The sequence below is a fragment of the Lysinibacillus sp. FJAT-14222 genome (genome assembly GCF_001278875.1).
Classification (GTDB): Bacteria; Bacillota; Bacilli; order Bacillales_A; family Planococcaceae; genus Lysinibacillus; species Lysinibacillus agricola.
This window is the reverse complement of record NZ_LIYL01000007.1, coordinates 1-20,141: the sequence shown is the minus strand read 5'-3', so window position 1 is coordinate 20,141 and position 20,141 is coordinate 1. Positions and strand designations below refer to the sequence as shown.

The window sequence follows — 20,141 nt, the reverse complement described above, 5'->3', positions numbered from 1 at the left end:
AAAATTTAGACTTAGACTTTTCTTAACTATTAGGCTAGAATCTAATCACCTCCCATTATTACATCTAAATATACAATTTTTTTAATATTCAGTCAAATTTCATTTGGTATTTTTCGAAAAACTATACAATTTTGTAAATTCATATCATAATATGAATCAAATTGGAGGGATAACTGTGTGGAAAAATAAAAACTTTGTGATGCTATTTAGCGGACAAATTGTTTCATTTATTGGCATTGCTTTATTTACAACTTCCTTGCCTTTTTTAATTATTCATTTAGATGGTCAAGCGAGCGATATTAGTGCAACGCAAAGCATGTTTATTATACCTCAACTGCTGATTCTTCTTTTAGGTGGTATGCTCGTGGACCAGCTACCTAAGAAGTTTCTAATTGTTATCATCAATCTAGTAAGAGGTATTGCTCTTTTACTAATCACTTATCTCATCATAAACAAACATATTCGTATTTGGCACATCTATTTGCTTACCTTTTTCTTAGGAACATTAAATACCTTATATCGTCCCACATTAAAAGCAATCTTGCCTAGTATTGTGGATAAAGAATATCTAGTAAAAGCAAATTCTTATCGAGCTATGGCACAACAAGTCTTCGAAATGATTGGACCTATTCTAGCTGCCTATTTAGTCGCAACTTTTAGCATATTTATTACATTTGGTATCAACGCTGTTTCATTTTTACTTGCCGCTTTCGCCTTTGCCTTTCTATCTATGGGAAGAAAGCCAGCAGTTGAATCGAAAAAATCATTATGGCAACAATTTAAAGAGGGTTTCCAAGTGTTAATTCAACATAAATGGCTAAGTTATAGCATTTTGATTGGTTCTGTTGTAAATATTGGGATTGCCTCATTTGATGTTATTATCCTACCTATTTATGCAAATGAATACTTCAAGGGAATTGAAAGTTTTGGCTGGTTATTGAGTAGCATGGCATTAGGAGCATTTTTAGGGGCATGGTTTATTAGTAGGCAATCCGAGGTTTCGAATAACTTCAAAAAATATTATCTTTTTATGTTTAGTGTTGGGTTGCTCATTTTATTTTTATCCTTCTCAAATATCTTTCTACTCTCTTTATTGATGATGTTTTGTATCGGTTTTGCTATTACCTCATTTGTGATTATATGGGATAGTGCGGTACAAGAATTAATTGAAGAAGAATACCTTGGTCGTGTGACAAGTTTACAAATGTTCGGTGGGCTTTTGTTTTTACCAATTGGTTATTATATTTTTGGCTATTTGATTGATCATATAAGCATTCGATTCGCCATGTTTTTAAGCGGTTTGATTATAATATTGGCATCTATCATAGGAATTTTAATTGTACAAAAAAAGAATTAGTTCAAGAAAGTTGTAGGGAAATATCTCACCCTACAACTTTTACTATTTTATTTTGGCTTAACATCAAAATCTACTGTTATTACTTGTGTGCTATAGCAACTGTTTTTGTTATAACTGATTGGATTAGTTGTTTTAACGTTTAAATAATTCTTTTTAAAAGAAAAAATGTATATTTGAATAATAAAAATGAATAAGTAATGATAATTCATTTTGAAATATGCACAATATGTATTGGATTTATTTAATGGTAAATCCATTAATAGTTATAAATGCCATTCAATATTATTTTTTAGTTTCTTTTTACTTGAAAAAATTTTGTTTGTTTAGGTTTCGAAATTCTCTTTCGTTCTAAATATTTCTACGTATTGAATGTTCGTTTATACTCTTTTGAAGAAATTCGAGGAAATTATGTGAGTTGGAGAAAGTTAACTATACATAGATTGAATGTGAAATTATACACAAAATTAATTATATCAAGATAATTTTAGTGTATTGAGATAATAGAGTAGAAAAATAATATTAGCTAAAAAATGTTGTGGTTTTCGTTTAATAAACATCTATTTACTTAGAGACTGTAGGGTTTCCGTTATAAAATTACTGGGATAAAAAATAAAATACTTTTTGGAGAAATAATATTTTTTGAAAAAACATCTTGCATTTGAATAATTCTAAGTGTTAAATTGTTTTACATGGACGTTCATAAAACTTTCACAGGTAGCAAAAGAGGGGAGAAAAGAGAAATTATGAATAAAAATAGATGGTTAATTGCATTATCCGCAATCGCTATTCACCTTTCAATTGGTGGAGCATATGCATACAGTGTATACAAGCTACCGATTGTTACAGAAATGGGATGGAGTGAAACAAACGTAACGGTTGCCTTTACAATAATGATGGGGCTTGCAGGTTTTTCTGCAGCATTATTTGGTAACTTAGTAGAAAAAATGGGACCACGTAAATCTGCGATGGTAGCAGCGGTTCTATTTGGAGCAGGACAAGCTGGTGCAGGTGTAGCGATTTCAATGGATTCCGTAACAATGTACTGGTTAACATATGGTTTACTAAGTGGATTAGGTATGGGTATTGGTTATATTGCGCCTGTATCGACATTAGTAAAATGGTTCCCGGATCGCCGCGGTTTAGCAACAGGTATGGCTGTACTTGGATTTGGTTCAGGGGCACTTATTACAGCGCCAGTCGCAGCTAACTTAATGGAGGCTGTAGGTATTTCTACAACGTACTTTATTTTAGGGGCAAGTTATTTCACGTTAATGATTTTAGGGGCTTCATATATAGCACCGCCTGAACCTGGTTATATGCCAGTGAATATGAAGGCTGCTGCAAATAATGGTCAAGAAGTAGTGAAAAAAGATTTAGCTGTCATGTCAGCACGTGAAGCTGTAAAAACTAAGCATTTCTGGATGCTATGGTCGATGCATTTAGTAAACGTAACAGCAGGTATTATGATGATTTCTGTTGCATCTCCAATGGCTCAGGAAATTGTAGGATTATCAGTTGCGGGAGCCGCAGCAATGGTAGGAATAATGGGATTATTTAATGGTGGTGGTCGTTTAATATGGGCTGCTGTGTCTGACTATATTGGTCGTTCGAACGTCTTCGTAATTTTCTTTATTGCACAGCTAGTTACATTTATCGTCTTACCGCATACAACAAATGTTATTGTTTTCCAAGCACTTATTTTCTTAGTTGTTAGTTGCTATGGTGGAGGTTTCTCAAATTTACCTGCATTTGCAAGTGATTTATTTGGTACGAAGCAACTTGGAGTCATTCATGGTTATTTATTAACGACTTGGTCACTAGGTGGAATTTTTGGTCCACTTTTAGTGAGCGCAATTAAAAATGCTTATGGAAGCTACATTCCAGTATTCTATGTATTTGCCGGATTAATTGCAGTTTCATTAATTATTTCGCTAACTTTACGTGCAGATGTACGTAAACAAACAGCATTAAAAGAAGCTTCTCAAAAGGTTGGAGACGTCTCCGCTACACAATAAATATTACTTTTAATTCGCACTTGAAGGTATTGGCCATATGAGTGTCATTTCGCACATGACGCTTATATGGTCCTTTTTTGTAGCTGTTGTTATATAACACTTGATTAATCTTTGTTTAATGTATAACAGCTGTTGTCTGATGTCAATAACATTTCGGGAAATAAAGTGATTTCGCTACCAAAAGAGAAATTTTGTAACGAAAAGCAAATGCGAGGTCCATTAATCAATTTTCAAAAGGGTGACCTAAAACTAGGGATTTTTATAATGTGAAGGCGATTTTCTGGGGGTGTTCGATGAGTCAGTTAGGGCAAAAATTACGCCAAGGCGAAATTGATTTAATGGCATTGATTGAATCTTTTCATAAGTTAAAGCGTATATAAAATAAATAAGGAGGCAATGTGATATGGGGAAATTTTCTTTAAATGAATTTATCAATAAAACACAGCAGGACGACAACGAAAATGAATATTTCGAGTTAGAAACTGAGCGTGTATTAGAGGTCAACCTAAATGGCGAGGTTTGGTCGAAAATGGGCGCTATGATTTCTTACATAGGAGATATTAAGTTTGAGCGTGAGCGTGTTTTGGAGCATGGCCTAGGTAAAATGTTTAAAAAAGTATTAACCGGCGAAGGTACACAACTTATGAAGGCGAAAGGTAAGGGGCGACTTTATTTAGCCGATCAAGGGAAAAAAATAACGGTCTTCGATTTAAAGGATGAAAGTATTTGTGTAAACGGCAATGATTTACTCGCATTCGAGCCAAGTATTGATTGGGATATTCATTTAATGCGTAAAATGGCAGGAGTCATGTCAGGTGGGTTGTTTAATGTAACTCTACAAGGAAGAGGGAAGGTAGCTATTACAACCCATTTCGAACCGTTAACCTTGTTAGTGAAGCCTGGTGAAACGGTCTATACTGATCCACATGCTACAGTAGCATGGTCAGGTAATTTGGCACCAGAGTTTAAAACAGATATTAGCTTCCGAACATTTATCGGTCGTGGTAGTGGCGAATCCATTCAAATGGCGTTTTCAGGTGAAGGCTTTGTTATCATTCAACCATTTGAGGAAGTATATATGTCTAAAGAAAGTTAAAAAAGCGTGTCCTTATTTCAGGACACGCTTTTTATGTGATACAAAATCGCTGATAGAAGTCCGAAAAATAGAGTAAATTACAGTGCTGCGTTCATCCCTGCGATACGTCCTGTAACGAGTGCAGACGTTATATTATAGCCACCTGTGTAGCCGTGAATATCAAGGATTTCTCCACAGAAGAATAAACCATCCTTTTTCTTCGAGGCCATTGTTTTTGGTTCAATTTCTTTAACAGACACGCCACCGCCTGTGACAAATGCTTTTTCAAGAGATTGCGTACCACTAACTGTCATTGTGAAATTGACGAGTAGTCTAGCTAAGTTGCGGATTTTTTCCTGTGATAATTCAGTACCTGTCATTTGTACATCGATGTCTGCAAGCTCACATAAAAATAACAACCAGCGTTCAGGCGCAATTCCTTTCCAAACATTTTTTACCGCTTTTTTTGGATCTTCTTTAATGAGTCTGTTTAAATATTGCAGACACGTTTCTTCATTATAATCAACAAGTGTTTGAATACGCATTGTCACAGGCTCGTAACCTGTTTTCATTAATTCTTTCACAACAAATTGACTACAGCGTAAAATAGCTGGACCACTTAATCCGAAATGGGTAAAGAGCATATCCATTTGATGCGTTACGAGCACCTTGCCCTTTTTGTTTAAAACAGAGACAGCGACATCACGTAATGCTAGCCCCTGTAGCTCACGAGCTTGAATAAAATCCTCTTTTGATAGGACAGGAACCTCAGTAGGGAAAAGCGTTGTGATTGTATGACCAGCACGTTCTGCCCATGGATAACCATCTCCTGTTGAGCCTGTTTGTGGAACAGCTTTTCCACCAACTGCAACGACTACTGCCTCACTACGAATTTCTGTGCCATCTGTAAGACGTACCCCAAGAATTTTTTCCTCATCCATTAGCAGCTTATTAACGGGTGTGTTTAAGCGTACTTCAACATGTAGACGTTGAAGCTGACGAATAAGTGCATCTACAACATCTTGCGCGCGATTAGATACAGGGAACATACGTCCATGATCCTCCTCTTTTAATGCCACGCCAAGTCCTTCGAAAAATGCGATAATATCTTCATTATTGTAAACTGTGAATGGGCTGTAAAGAAAACGACCGTTTCCAGGTATGTGCTTGACTATTTCTTCAACAGGCAAACGATTTGTGACATTACAGCGACCACCGCCTGAAATGGCCAATTTTTTGCCGAGCTTTGTCCCTTTTTCTAGTAATAATACTTTCTTTTTTCGCTCTCCAGCAGCGACAGCAGCCATTAAACCAGATGGGCCTCCACCGATAACGATAACATCGTACATATATTTAAACTCACTTTCTGTTCAAATTAGGAATCTTTCCTATTATACATGAAGTCTATATAGAGGGGCTTCTTTCACATTGAAAATAAAACAAAAGTATTTTATAATTCCTTATCTTCTACTTTAAGTAGCTCGTCACTATAACGTGGGGTTGATTTCCGTTCCGACTGGGCGCTTTGTTGCTGTCGCTTCGCTTTCGCACAGACAAAACATTGCCGCTGACGCTTCGCTTTCGCGCAGATAAAACATTTGTTGCTGCCGCTACGCTTCGCTGCAGGGTCTCGGGTCAACATGATGTTGGTCACGAAGGCGTTATCACAGGATGTGATGGTTTTAGCCTTCGTTCCTCTATTGCTAATCCCCGAGGAGTCGCCCAGTCTCCACTACAATCAACTTATACACATGATATACTTTTTAACACAATGTCATCCGAAACTTTCGGTGAAGAGCTTTCATGTGTGGATTTTAGATGGAAGATGAAAAATTGAAGTGTTTTTAAGTGAGAGAAAGTGCTCGAGGTTGAACGAATAATCGGTGTAGAATAACCTCACTGATGAAAGTTTTACTTTATCTGTATTGTCTGCATGAAATGAACGACTTTTCATGCTATTATGGTAAAGGTTATGCACTAAATTATGAGGTGAAAAATAGAATGTGCGGATTTATTGGTTATATTAATGGAACAAATGTGATTGATCATCATCAAACGATTGAAAATATGATGAATACAATTATTCACCGTGGACCAGACAGCGGTGGAATTCATAGTGATGATAAAGTAACTTTAGGATTCCGTCGATTAAGTATTATCGACTTATCAGATGTGGCAAATCAGCCATTATACAGTGCGGATGGAAACATCGTTCTCGTATTTAATGGAGAGATCTTTAACTTCCAAGAGCTACGTGCTGATTTAATTGAAAAAGGTCACAACTTTAAAACACACTCTGATAGTGAAGTTATTATTTATGGTTATGTTGAATACGGAGTAGAATTTGTCAAAAAACTTCGCGGAATGTTCGCATTCTGCATTTGGGATAAAAAGAATGATTTACAATTCATCGCGCGTGATGGCTTTGGTATTAAGCCGCTGTATTATACAGAAAACACAACAGATGGTACTTTTATTTTCGGTTCAGAAATTAAATCATTTTTACCACACCCATCATTTATTAAAGAATTAAATAAAAATGCACTACGACCTTATTTGACGTTCCAATATTCTTCAATGGACGAAACGTTCTTTAAAGGTGTGTACAAATTACAACCAGCACACTATATGCTTATTCAAAATGGACAAAAGCAAATTGTGCAGTATTGGGATAAAAAATTCCATGCAAAAGAAGCTCCGATTGAAAAATATGTAGAAGATATTCGTACGACAGTAAAAGAATCAGTAGATGCGCATCAAATAAGTGATGTAAAGGTTGGTTCTTTCTTATCAGGTGGTATTGATTCAAGTTATATTACTTCATTATTACGTCCTGATAAATCCTTCTCAGTCGGTTTCTCTGACTACGAGGATATGTTTAATGAAACAAATTTAGCAAAAGAATTATCTGATACATTAAATATTCAAAATGAGCGCAAATATATTTCAGCAGATGAGTGTTTTGAAGCATTACCAAAAATTCAGTGGCATATGGACGAGCCACAATCGAACCCATCTTCTGTACCACTTTACTTCCTTTCTGAGTTAGCATCGAAGGATGTAACAGTAGTACTTTCAGGTGAAGGTGCGGATGAAATTTTTGGTGGCTACTCATGGTACCAAAACTCTGGCAAAATGCAAAAATATGAGAAAATCCCATTTGGTATCCGTAAAGCATTACGTGGCATAGCAGAGGCGTTACCTAAAAATCAATATTCGAACTTCCTTGTTAAAGGTGGTCAAACTGTAGAAGAACGCTTCATTGGGGAAGCGGTTGTATGGGACGAAGAAGATGCATTAAATGTATTGAAACCAGACTATAAAAATGGTCCATCTGTAAAATCGATTACAAAACGTATTTACGATGAAGTTCCAGGTGATGATGATGTTACTAAAATGCAGTATCTTGATTTAAATCTTTGGATGCCAGGCGATATTTTATTAAAAGCAGATAAAATGAGTATGGCTCATTCTATTGAATTACGTGTACCATTTTTAGATAAAGAAGTGATGGAATTAGCGAAAAACATTCCATCAAAATATCGCGTAAATGACATTGATACGAAATATGTTCTCCGTCAAGCTGCACACCAGGAATTACCTGAAGAATGGGCGAAACGTCCAAAGCTTGGCTTCCCAGTGCCAATTCGTCACTGGCTACGTGAAGAAAAGTATTACAAGATGGTAAAGGAAATGTTTACAACTGACTTTGCCAATGAATTCTTTGATACAAAGCAATTAGTGGGCTATCTAGATGAGCACTATGAAGACAAAGCAAATCGTGGACGTTATATTTGGACAGCCTATGTGTTCTTAGTATGGTATAAACAATTTTTCGTAGATATGTAATAGCTAGATAACTTTAATCGGTGGGGGTATTCTTAATCTCCACCGATTATTTTGAGCTTTCTACTTTCCATCAGGAGGACACAGCCACTATTTTTTTGAATTAGCTGTATTTTTCTAGAACTTTTTAATGTATTTATGCGTCTGTTTTCCTATAAATATGTTAAGATTACAGTTGGTTTACTTATTTAATATTTTGCGATGATGTGCTTTCATGTTGTTTTGCTGAATATTGTTGATCAGTGAAATCAAGCTATCAAGAGCCGTCTATTGTCTGTGTGACAGCGTTTGCAAATGAAACAGTTTCCCTGAATTGCTTAAACCGCTCAGGTATCCAGTAAAAGTGCTCGGGTAGCAGGTGAAACGAAACCGCTCAGGTATCCGCAAAGTTGCTCAGAAAACAGGTTCAAGCCTCGAATACTCTGTAAAACGTCCCACTCTGCTTTATCCAAAGAACTATAGATAGGGTGCTACTGAAGCAAGCGTCTTTACAGCAAATATTTTATAAGTCTTTTCTAAGTGTTACGATGAAAATATTGATTTTATAATGAATGGATGGGTACGATGTCCAATTTAATGAAAGGTACTGCGATATTAACAATGGGAATGTTTTTATCGAAGGTGCTCGGATTAATTTATATTTTTCCGTTTTATGCAATTGTAGGTGAGGAGAATATTGCGCTCTATCAATATGCATACATTCCCTATTCGATTATGCTGGCAGTAGCCATCTCGGGTGCACCAATTGCTGTATCCAAGTTTGTTTCTAAATACAATGCAATAGGTGATTACCAATCAGGCCGCAAACTGATGAAATCAGGCATACTTATTATGATGATTACTGGTTTTGCTGCGTTTATGGCTCTCTTTATACTAGCTACGCCAATAGCAGGTCTTGTTATTAAAAGTGATGAACAGGCATTTACGGTTGAGCAAATTGCTTCGGTCATTCGCTGGGTTAGCTTTGCGTTAATTGTCGTGCCATTTATGAGCCTTTGGCGTGGATTCTTCCAAGGCTATGACAAAATGGAGCCTACAGCAGTTTCGCAGTTAGTAGAGCAAATTGTTCGTATTGTTGTGTTATTAGGTGGTTCATTCTTAGTTGTAGTAGTTTTCAATGGGGAACCAGAAACAGCTATCTCTTTCGCAGTATTTGCTGCCTTTATCGGGGCAATTGGTGGGTTGCTGGTGCTCTATTATTATTGGAAAAAATATCAACCTGAATTTGATTTACTGCGTAGTCAAAGTGTTACATCTACACAGCTACCAATGTCCAACATATATAAAGAAGTAATTACGTATTCGATTCCAATGGTGTTTGTAGGTATTGCTAATCCGTTATTCCAATTAGTGGATATGCTAACGTTTAACGGTGCTATGACATCAATAGGCTTAGCGGAAGTAACGGATAAGTATTTATCAATGATTAACTTTACAACACATAAGGTTGTTATTATTCCAGTAATGCTAGCTACAGGTTTTTCGATGGCGCTAGTACCAACGATTACAAAATACTTTACGCAAGGTGAATATTTATCGCTACGACATGCAATGGATAAAACATATCAAATATTAATTTTTATTACATTGCCAGCAGTAGTAGGAATTTCGTTGTTAGCGAATGAAATATACTTTATGCTCTATTCTGAAAGTGAAATGGGAGCTATGATTTTAGCTCATTACGCACCTGTTGCTATTTTATTTGCATTGTTCCAAGTGACGGCAGCACTTTTACAGGGTATTGATTTCCAAAAGTGGATTGTCTTCAGTTTATTATCTGGGATTTTTGTTAAGCTAGCAATTAACATTCCTTTAATTCGTTGGATAGAGGCTGATGGTGCGCTTCTTGCTACAGCAATTGGCTATAGTGTATCCATTATCATTAATATACTTGTACTACGAAAAACACTAAACTACAGATCAGAAATGGTTGTACGTCGTGTTATGCTCATTTCTCTTTTGACTGCGGCAATGGCGGTAAGTGTACTAATTGTTCATAAACTTTTAGAGTTATTAATGGGACCAGTAGATGGTAAATTCTCCGCATTAGTTTATTCTGTTATTTGTGCTGGAGTAGGTGTAGCAGTATATGGCTATTTGTCTTTACAACTAGGCTTAGCACAAAAACTTCTCGGTGAACGATTGACAAGAATTACGAACAAACTGGGATTTAAATAGGAGGTACTATGCGATTAGATAAATTACTGGCAAATATGGGCTATGGGTCACGCAAGGAAGTTAAGCAGCTTTTAAAGCAAAAAGCAGTGACAGTGGATGGCGCATATGCGAAGGATGCAGCATTGCATGTTGACCCTGAAAAGCAGAATGTCTCCGTTTTTGGTGAACGTGTTGTTTATACAGAATTTGTATACTTTATGATGAATAAGCCTCCTGGAGTTATTTCTGCAACAGAAGATTTACGGGATGAAACCGTCATCGATTTGTTAGAGCCTTTACATCAACATTTCCAACCTTTCCCGGTAGGTCGCTTAGATAAAGATACAGAGGGATTATTGCTGTTAACCAATGATGGTATATTAGCACATAATTTATTATCTCCTAAAAAACATGTGCCAAAGGTCTATTATGCATTAATAGAAGGAATTGTGACTGAGGAAGACTGTGAGAAATTTGCTCAGGGTGTTGAGCTAGACGATGGTTATATAACGAAACCAGGAGAGCTCATCATCTTAAAATCTGCTCAGCAATCAGAAATTGAGTTAACGATCCAAGAAGGTAAGTTTCATCAGGTCAAGCGTATGTTTGAGACTGTTGGTAAACGAGTAACATATTTAAAACGTCTATCGATGGGTAGCCTAAAGCTAGATGACAAGCTAACATTAGGTGAATATCGAGAGTTAACGGCTGAAGAGCTAGCCTGCTTACAAAACAGGGATTAAAGAATACCTCGATGCTAACGACGATTAGTATCGAGGTATTTTTTATATACATACTTATACCAGTAACTGTATAATTACGATATGACTTTTAAAGAAAACACTATTTAGTCTATGGTACTAATAAATCTCTAAATGTTTCAGAAAAAATGATGGTGAAAATAAGTAGAGGACAAGTTAATGAAAAACCTGAGAATTAAATTATTAATATCTTTAATTGCTTTTGCATTGATACTGGTTGCTGTAATTTTTTATGTCAATAGGCAAATACTAGTGGCAGATATAGAAGAACAAGAAGCCACGAATAGAATGTTAATTGAAAATCATATTTTGACAGATATGCAAACTGTAGATAATGCACATTTTTATTTTGATAAAAATATTTCTGAAAAAATGGAAGTAGCACTCCGAAAACTAATTATATATTATGGTGAAAATCCAGATATAGCTACGTGGGATTTGCAAAAGATTAAAAACGAGCATGGTATGGATGTGTACATACTCGATCAATCAAATACTGTAATTTATACAACTTTTGAAAAAGATAAAGGGTTAAATTTTTCCCAATGCTGCAAACGTTTTTCTACTTTACTAGATGAACGTCGAGCAAGCGGGCAATACTACAATGATGGCATAGATATTTCAACAACCACTGGGGGATATCGAAAATTTGGCTATTTAGCAACACCTGACAACAAATATTTATTCGAGCTAGGTATAGACTTACTTGATGATCCTGTGTTCCAAACATTTAACTTTGGAAAGACTGCTGAATATCTAATTGATAAATATGCTGATTTGATAGAAGTACAAACGATAAATGCAGGTGGGGTTTTCTTTGATGATTTTAAATCCCGTAAAATAACTGTAAAAGAACAATCGAAAATTTTTCAAGAGCATTTCGAGCTAGCAAAAAAAACGATGAAGCCAACGGAATTTCAAAAGGAGTTTAGAAATGGCTATATCGAAAAGTATCGTTTTTTACCATATGTAGCAGAAACGGTTCGGGGAGAATCTTCTAAAAGGATTGTATTTGTGAAATATGGAAATTTTACTGAAATTAAGGCGCTAGCTAAAAATACAAAGCAGTTTCAAGTGTTGCTTGGTATTGCCTTAGTAACTTCGTTCATCATGCTATTAGTCATCAATAAACTCCTTTCTAAAACAATTCATCTTGCAACATACGACCCTTTAACAAATGTCTATAATCGAGCTACCTATATTAGAAAAATGGACAATTTATTAAGAAAAAGAAAGACGAATCAACCTGGTTTATTGCTGTTAGATTTAGATAATTTTAAACAAGTAAATGATCGGTTTGGACATGTTGAAGGAGATAAAATTCTGATTGAAACAGCAAGAATTTTAAAACAAGAAGTGAGAAATAATGGCTTTGTTGTAAGGTTTGGTGGGGATGAATTTGCAATTGTTTTATATGACGTGAAGGATGAATATATGCAGCAATTAGCAAATTCTATTTTGGAGAAAATTCGCCACTTAAAATATGTGGATCAAGTCACTATTGATAGATGGTCTGTACTTTCAGTCAGTATGGGTGGTGCCATTTGCATTCACCCAGATGAATCAGAAAGAAGCTTATTTGAGCGTGCAGATAAGGCATTATATCAATCGAAAAATGCTGGTAAAGACCAATACTCCAGTTATGAAGAAGTTGCTGCCGATAAAGAAAGCCAATTGAATAATTAAATAATCATTCGCTCCATTACTATTACAGTGAGTTCAAGCAAGTGTTTCAATTGCTAGGAATCGCTTATAGAAATGGAGCGATTTTTTGTCTGAAGTTAACTCCCGTAAAAGCCCTATTACTTACATTTTATTGGCTCATCGGACGTCCCCAGGAAGCTTTGCTTTGTGCGAAAGCGGCAATGTTTTATCTGTGCGAAAGCGAAGCGACAGCAACAATGTTTTATCTGTGCGAAAGCGAAGCGACAGCAACAAAGCGCCCAGTCGGAACGGAAATCAACCACACGTTATGATGATGAGCCACTTTATTCCTGTTGCGGCTTAAGCTTTGATCTATAAAATAGACAACTGCATAAAACAAGAACTGCAATGACCGCAAACATTGCATCGATATAGTGTGTTAATAACCACCCGCCGATAATTGGTCCAATAAAGCCCCCTAAATTTTTAAATTGGGCTGCCCCTAAATAGGTTGCCTTTTGTGTATCAGGTGCAATTTCATCAATCATGACATTCATAGTCGGAAAAGCGAAGATCTCACCAATCGTAAATATAATCATAGCGATAATATACATCGGATAGTTATTTGAGAAGCCGAATAATAAAAGACCAAATGCAAATAACAGGATCCCTATTAAAAGAGTAGCTGTCGATGAAAAACGTTCTGAAAGTATACTAATCGGTAATTGAAGTAATAACACAACTGCTGCATTTAACGAAATTAGTAGAGAATAGAGCTTGGCACCCTCTTCAATTTTAAGCTCAATAATTTGTGGCAGTGTTGAATCAAATTGAGAGTAGCCAATATTTATTAAAATTGCCCCAAAAATAAAGCTTAGTAGTACACGATTCGTCAATAGTATCGTGAAGGTTTGCAATATTTTTGTTGGTGTTGAAGCTTTTGGTTGTTGCATTTCATAGCGATTTAAAACGAAAAATAAAAATACAGCATAAATAATATACATAATTCCTGTCAGTAAAAATGGAATACTTGGGCTAGACAATTGAGAAATATAAACACCAATAACAGGACCAATCACAGCCGCTATGTTAATAGCTGTGTAACGCAATGAAAACAATCTTTTTCGTTTGTCAGCGGGAGTAAAATCAATCATTAATGCCTGTGTTGAAGGTTCGAAGAAGGAACGACATAAGCCATTTAAGGCATTTAATGCTACGAAGAACCAAACAGTTTGTGCTGTTGCAAAGCCAAAGAACACGATGCTCCAAACAATAATAGTAAGCAAAATAATGCGCTTCCTACCAAATCGGTCCGTTAAATAACCACCAAAAAATCCTCCTACTGTGGAGATTAGCGGTGCAATACCAATCGTTAAACCTATTTGTAAAGGGGAGGCGTCAATTTCATTATGTAAGTAAATTGCTAAAAAGGGCATGGCCATAAAACTTGCTATGCGTGTGAAAACAGTTCCACCTAAAATAATCCAAACTAGTGGATGAAACAGTTTAGATAGTTTCATAGAAAATCCTCCTCTCAAAATGTAGAATGTTTCGATTTTAACGGATTGTTAATCAATTGTAAATAGTCGAAAAATTCTTAGCGAATATAGGGCTTTGCCTAAATAAGGTCCATCACCATAAAGTGTGGTTGATTTCCGTTCCGACTGGGCGCTTTGTTGCTGTCGCTTCGCTTTCGCACAGATAAAACATTGCCGCTGACGCTTCGCTTTCGCGCAGATAAAACATTGTTGTTGTCGCACAGAGTAAAGCTTCCTAGGGGCGTCCGATGAGCCGCTTCACTCGCGTTCCTCTATTGCTAATTCCCAAGGAGTCGCCCAGTCGGAACGAAGATCAACTTATATACATGGCATATTTTTTTAAAAATGTCATCCTAAGCTTTTGATGATGAGCAATAAATAATGAATATTTATTAATTAGAGGGGGATTTCACTTAAAGTAATCAAATCATATTTGCTTGGTTGCTTGATAAATTGTGGGGTGATCAAAAAATAGAAGAAAACAAAAAAAGAATGACCACGACGAAAGGTCATTCTTTTCCCATACAAAATGCTTTACGTGTTACACGTAAAAACTAAGACGTCAATTTTACTTTTTTCTTCGTCGTTGTCCATTTGCCTCGACTTGGACTCATCACCAAATCGTTAAAGGCTAACACGTTCAAATCTCTTTGAACGGTGCGAGGAGTGATACTAAACTCTTCGACTAAATCCTGTGTAGACACGGTTCCTTTGTCTAAAATAAACATGTACACGTCTTTAATACGATTAAGCATTCGATCAGTAGTTGGTTTCATAAATGAACCACTCCTTCATCTTATTTCTCTTGGCAAAGACTAGCGGACGACAATATGTGCGGAGTGCACTTAGGCTAATAAGTAGCTGCCTTAGACATCCCCTTTTCTAATTTATATTCAGAACAATTATTCTGATAACTTCATTATATAGAAAAGCTAGTCGATTTTCTAGTGAATGCAAGGGAAATTTACAATTAAGACATAAAATTTATACAGTATTTTGTGGGAATAAGTGAAAAACGTGCTATATGTGGTAGTGTTCGAAGTGGGATTTTGAAAAGTTGTCAGAATGATGATTGTAATTTATGTTGTAAAGAGTAGAATAATGTTAATACATTGGAGGAGGTACATCGTATGGATTGGTTACAAGCTGCAAAAGAAAGGCAAGATGAATTGATACAAGAGTTACAGGAGCTTGTGCAAATTAATAGTGTTCTCGATGAGAATACGATCACTACTGAAGTACCTTTTGGTAATGGTCCTCTAAAGGCTCTTGAATGGTTATTAGCAAAAGGGCAAGCTGAAGGACTGCAAACGCAAAATATTGATAATTATGCAGGTCACATACAGATGGGTGAAGGTGAAGAGTTATTAGGTATTTTATGTCATGTTGACGTAGTACCAGTTGGTGATGAAACAAATTGGACATACCCACCCTTTAGCGGTACTGTAGCAGATGGTAAACTATTTGCTCGTGGCGCAATAGATGATAAAGGCCCAACAATTGCAGCATGGATGGCCATGAAGCTTGTCAAAGATGCAGGCATTGAGCTCCATAAAAGAGTACGTATGATTATCGGTACGGATGAAGAAACAGGCTTCCGCTGTGTCGACCACTATTTTAAACATGAGGAAATGCCGACGATTGGATTTGCACCAGATGCGGATTTCCCGCTCATCAATGCAGAAAAAGGCATTGCCGAGCTAGTGTTCTCTCAAAATAAAACAGGTGATGCTTCGAAAGAACAGCTATTACTATTTAATGCTGGAAAGCGACCAAATATGGTACCAGATTTTGCAAAAGCAACGGTGCAGTTCGTTTCCCAACAATTCGAACAGAATTTTCACACATTTTTAAGCAAAAATCAGCTAGAAGGCTCTTTATTAATCGAGGGGTCTCGCTATATAATAATTATCAAAGGTAAGGCAGCCCATGCAATGGAGCCGGAAAAAGGTGTCAATGCAGCTGTTTATCTTGCAGCATTTTTACAACAAGAGTTGACGACAGAGGCAAGTAAACAATTTGTCGACTTTACCGCAGATGTTTTTTATCAAGACCATTATGGCAACAAGCTTGATTTACAATTCGAGGATGAAATGTCTGGTAAAACTACATTAAATCCAGGTATTGTAACCTACGATGTGGCTAAAGGTGGCAGCATGGTCATTAGTATGCGCTATTCTGTCACATATCCGTTTGATGAAAAAATCACGGAAGCACAACGCTTAACTGTGGCAAAAGGATTCTCATTGGATATTCAAGATGACTCTAAACCTCATTATGTAAGCGAGGACGATGCATTTATCCAGACTTTAGCAGGTATCTATAGACGTCAAACAGGAGACTATGAAACACCTCTACTGTCTACTGGTGGTGGTACGTATGCGCGTGTCATGAAAAAGGGTGTAGCATTTGGCATGCTGTTCCCAGGTGAACCTGACGTAGCGCATCGTGCGGATGAGTTTGTCGTCATTGAAAATCTCATAAAAGCAACAGCTATTTATGCTGAAGCAATTGTTGAACTTGCAGGAAACAAATAAATTAAAGATGAAAAGGATGAACGTAACAAATGGCATATTCATTATGGAATGATCAAATCGTTGAAGAAGGATCAATTGCAGTATCTCCAGAAGACAGAGGTTACCAATTTGGTGACGGCATTTATGAAGTAATTAAAGTTTATAACGGAAATATGTTCACAGCACAAGAACACATTGATCGTTTCTATGCGAGTGCCGAAAAAATTCGTCTTGTCATTCCTTATACTAAAGACGTATTACACAAATTATTACATGAACTTATCGAAAAAAATAATTTGGAAACGGGTCATGTTTACTTCCAAATTACACGTGGTACAACTTCTCGTAATCATATTTTCCCAGATGCAAGTGTTCCAGCTGTATTAACAGGGAATGTTAAAACTGGTGAGCGTTCATATGAAAACTTTGAAAAAGGTGTTAAGGCTACCTTAGTAGAGGATATTCGCTGGTTACGTTGTGATATTAAATCTTTAAACTTATTAGGTGCTTTACTGGCAAAACAGGAAGCATCTGAAAAAGGCTGCTATGAGGCTATTTTACATCGTGGTGACATCGTAACAGAATGTTCATCAGCAAATGTTTACGGCATTAAAGATGGTAAGCTTTATACACACCCTGCAAATAACTTCATTTTAAACGGTATTACACGCCAAGTCATTTTAAAATGTGCAGAGGAAATTAATTTACCTGTTATTGAAGAACCAATGACAAAGGCAGATTTATTAACAATGAGTGAGATCATTGTGTCATCTGTATCTTCTGAAGTAACACCTGTTATCGATGTTGATGGTAACAAAATTGGTGCTGGAGTTCCAGGTGAATGGACTCGTAAATTACAACAAGCATTCGAGGCGAAATTACCGCTTTCTATTAATGCGAAATAAGTTAAATCCTCCGGCGGATGAGAACTACCCTAAACTTGGGTAGTTCTCTTTTTCTATTGAATAAATTATGGATGTTTTCTACTGGAACGTCATGTAAAATATATAAGATGATGATTATCTACAGTTGTAGAATGATTGGAACTTTAAAATCAAAGAACAAGTATCTATTTATTTTGCGGGTGGTATGTCTTCCAAAGCAATAGTGGCAAAATTAGATATAGGGCAAGTAAGATTGGAGTGACCTTAAAATGGCACAATTGGTGAAATTACAAGATTATATCTCGCGCTATCAAATTGATTTAGCAAGATATCCAACACAATTTGTACGCTTAAAGAAAAGTCAGTGGGAGCGTGTTAAGCGACAGTGGGAGTTAGGAGAAGAAATTAGTGAGTGGCAACATGCCGACAGCGATTCAGAAAAAGATTCTTTCGAAGAGAAAGAGCGATTCTCTTTATTCAAAAAAATTTTTGCAGGTCGTCAGAAGGAAGACAATGAGGACGTTGAACAGGTAGAAATAACGAATGAGCTGGTGAGTGATGAAGAGAGCATACCAGAAGAAGAAACGACCTTAACATTTGAACCCAAAATTGTCTATGCACCGCAATCTATTCATGAATTGAAACGAATGTTTATCGATCAATTTTTCCATTTTCAAATGAAATGGGCAAGTTCAACATTACGTGAAAAATCGTATGTAGATCCACGTTTTATGCGTGATCCCTTGTTGCGAAATTTGTTACAAAAATTACCGGATAATTATTTGCTTTTTTATTACCCTATTTTACAAATTAGAAAAGCCCCAATAGAGCTTGATGTCGTGCTAATGTCACCGACAGAATGTATTTGTATAACAGTGCTAGAAGCGGAAAATCAAGCAGTTTATGTAGGAGGCAGTGAACGATTCTGGATTAAAAAAGTAGGAACGAAGGATTCAAAAGTCCTTAATCCAATAATTAATTTAAATCGCATGGAATCTGTATTAACTCAATTATTTAAACAGGACGAAATAAATATGCCAATTCGCAAGGTTATTTTAACACGGAATGGCTATTTCGATTATCCAGGGTCACCCTATGGAATTCAATTTGTTGATCATCGAAATTATGGAGAGTGGATGGAGCATTTAAAGAAAGTATCCTCTCCTATGAAGCATATGCAAATTCGTGCAGCTCAAACGATTTTAAACAATGTACAAACAACATCCTTTAATCGGGATATTTGGAAGCAAGCTTCTCAACCAGCTGAGGATTAATAAATGCAAATATTATTTATTGTGAATGAAGCAGCAGGGCATGGAAAAGGAAAGAAAGTTTGGCATCACCTTCAACAGCATTTAACAATCAACTATCAAGTCGCCTTTACAGAATATGAAGGACATGGACAGGAACTTGCTAAAAATTGGGCGCAAGATGCTCAAACAAAAAAGTTAATTGTTATCGTTGGTGGTGACGGCACAATACATGAGGTTGTTAGTGGTGTTGTACATAATGAATTTATAGTTATTGGTGTAGTACGTGCTGGCTCTGGAAATGATTTTGCAAGATACTTTACTACATTCCAAAATGCATTACAAATTGAAACCTATATACAAACAGAAATGGCTAGCCTTCCGACAGATATTGGTGCCGTTCAGCTTGGAAATCTCCAGCACGAGATATTTGTCAATAATGCTGGTGTGGGCTTTGATGCATTTGTCACGAAGCATATTAATAAATCCCGATTGAAGTTTTACCTCAATAAAATAGGACTCGGCAAACTATCTTATGCCGCGGCTGTTGTAAGAGGATTATTTAGCTTTGAACGCTTTGATGTAACCATCCGTGCAGACAATCAAGAGTTACAATTTCAGCAGGCATGGTTTGTTGCGATGAGCAATCAACCTTATTTTGGAGGGGGGATGAAAATTTCCCCTTCCTCTAAACCTGATGATGGACAAGTCGAAATAACGATCGTTCACGGTATTTCACGTCTTAAGTTACTACTTGTATTTGTCACTGTATTTTTTGAAAAGCATACAAAATTTAAAGAGATTACTTTTTTACAAGGCAATCAATTTAACATTTTCGTGCACGCAAATAACATTGATTGTCATACGGATGGTAATTATATTGGAGAAATTAAAGAGGGAACGAATATTCATTGTACAGTGCAACATAATGCTTGGCAGATTATATCAAAGGAACATTAAAAAATGACCCATCACTAAAATATCATTGCGCAATAATTTCATGCGAATTTTAAGTTAATACCTCAAACTTCGCAGACTGAAATCGACAAATAAGCCTTGATATAATTAGGAAGGCTGGCGATCCATTGCTGAAGTTGA

At 36.3% G+C, this 20,141-nt stretch carries 15 protein-coding genes; 12 read left to right on the top strand and 3 right to left on the bottom strand.

The genetic code is table 11. The features are described 5' to 3' along the window. Nucleotides 1–175: 175 nt before the first annotated feature. The 3 genes from AN161_RS02690 to AN161_RS02680 all read left to right on the top strand — a co-directional run bounded on the left by AN161_RS02690 (nt 176) and on the right by AN161_RS02680 (nt 4,468). Nucleotides 176–1,357, top strand: a complete 1,182-nt coding sequence (locus AN161_RS02690; protein ID WP_053592844.1) for an MFS transporter — start codon at nt 176–178, stop codon at nt 1,355–1,357. A gap of 743 nt (nt 1,358–2,100) precedes the next feature. Further along, nucleotides 2,101–3,372 (top strand): OFA family MFS transporter, encoded by a 1,272-nt coding sequence (locus tag AN161_RS02685; protein ID WP_053592843.1) that lies wholly within the window; start codon nt 2,101–2,103, stop codon nt 3,370–3,372. A gap of 403 nt (nt 3,373–3,775) precedes the next feature. After that, nucleotides 3,776–4,468, top strand: coding sequence for an AIM24 family protein (locus tag AN161_RS02680; protein WP_053592842.1), 693 nt, complete (start codon nt 3,776–3,778; stop codon nt 4,466–4,468). Between the two features lie 77 nt (nt 4,469–4,545). On the opposite strand, the gene AN161_RS02675 is transcribed toward AN161_RS02680, so the two are convergent. Next, complete coding sequence (locus tag AN161_RS02675; RefSeq protein ID WP_053592841.1) at nt 4,546–5,796, bottom strand: NAD(P)/FAD-dependent oxidoreductase; 1,251 nt, start codon at nt 5,794–5,796, stop codon at nt 4,546–4,548. 652 nt (nt 5,797–6,448) lie between these two features. On the opposite strand from AN161_RS02675, the gene asnB reads away from it, so the two are divergent. From asnB to AN161_RS02650, 5 genes are all read left to right on the top strand, one after another. After that, nucleotides 6,449–8,296, top strand: a complete 1,848-nt coding sequence (asnB, locus tag AN161_RS02670) for an asparagine synthase (glutamine-hydrolyzing) (RefSeq protein WP_053592840.1) — start codon at nt 6,449–6,451, stop codon at nt 8,294–8,296. A gap of 561 nt (nt 8,297–8,857) precedes the next feature. Next, nucleotides 8,858–10,471: a polysaccharide biosynthesis protein gene (locus AN161_RS02665; RefSeq protein ID WP_053592839.1), complete on the top strand. Its 1,614-nt coding sequence runs from the start codon at nt 8,858–8,860 to the stop codon at nt 10,469–10,471. A gap of 8 nt (nt 10,472–10,479) precedes the next feature. Further along, nucleotides 10,480–11,193, top strand: a complete 714-nt coding sequence (locus tag AN161_RS02660) for a pseudouridine synthase (protein ID WP_053592838.1) — start codon at nt 10,480–10,482, stop codon at nt 11,191–11,193. 177 nt (nt 11,194–11,370) lie between these two features. Beyond that, complete coding sequence (locus tag AN161_RS02655; protein ID WP_053592837.1) at nt 11,371–12,897, top strand: GGDEF domain-containing protein; 1,527 nt, start codon at nt 11,371–11,373, stop codon at nt 12,895–12,897. 41 nt (nt 12,898–12,938) lie between these two features. Next, complete coding sequence (locus AN161_RS02650; protein ID WP_053592836.1) at nt 12,939–13,187, top strand: hypothetical protein; 249 nt, start codon at nt 12,939–12,941, stop codon at nt 13,185–13,187. Nucleotides 13,188–13,199: 12 nt separating this feature from the next. On the opposite strand, the gene AN161_RS02645 is transcribed toward AN161_RS02650, so the two are convergent. Beyond that, nucleotides 13,200–14,375, bottom strand: coding sequence for an MFS transporter (locus AN161_RS02645; RefSeq protein WP_053592835.1), 1,176 nt, complete (start codon nt 14,373–14,375; stop codon nt 13,200–13,202). A gap of 572 nt (nt 14,376–14,947) precedes the next feature. Next, complete coding sequence (locus AN161_RS02640; RefSeq protein ID WP_049667439.1) at nt 14,948–15,169, bottom strand: DeoR family transcriptional regulator; 222 nt, start codon at nt 15,167–15,169, stop codon at nt 14,948–14,950. A gap of 354 nt (nt 15,170–15,523) precedes the next feature. On the opposite strand from AN161_RS02640, the gene pepV reads away from it, so the two are divergent. The 4 genes from pepV to AN161_RS02620 all read left to right on the top strand — a co-directional run bounded on the left by pepV (nt 15,524) and on the right by AN161_RS02620 (nt 20,003). Beyond that, complete coding sequence (pepV, locus tag AN161_RS02635; RefSeq protein WP_053592834.1) at nt 15,524–16,930, top strand: dipeptidase PepV; 1,407 nt, start codon at nt 15,524–15,526, stop codon at nt 16,928–16,930. Nucleotides 16,931–16,959: 29 nt separating this feature from the next. Beyond that, the gene (gene dat / locus AN161_RS02630; protein ID WP_053592833.1) at nt 16,960–17,814 is read left to right on the top strand and encodes a D-amino-acid transaminase; all 855 of its coding nucleotides are present in this window, start codon (nt 16,960–16,962) and stop codon (nt 17,812–17,814) included. A 248-nt stretch (nt 17,815–18,062) separates the two neighbouring features. Further along, entirely contained in the window at nt 18,063–19,067 is a 1,005-nt protein-coding gene (locus AN161_RS02625) for a nuclease-related domain-containing protein (RefSeq protein ID WP_053592832.1), read from the top strand. Nucleotides 19,068–19,070: 3 nt separating this feature from the next. Beyond that, nucleotides 19,071–20,003: a diacylglycerol kinase family protein gene (locus AN161_RS02620; RefSeq protein WP_053592831.1), complete on the top strand. Its 933-nt coding sequence runs from the start codon at nt 19,071–19,073 to the stop codon at nt 20,001–20,003. Nucleotides 20,004–20,141: the final 138 nt, after the last annotated feature.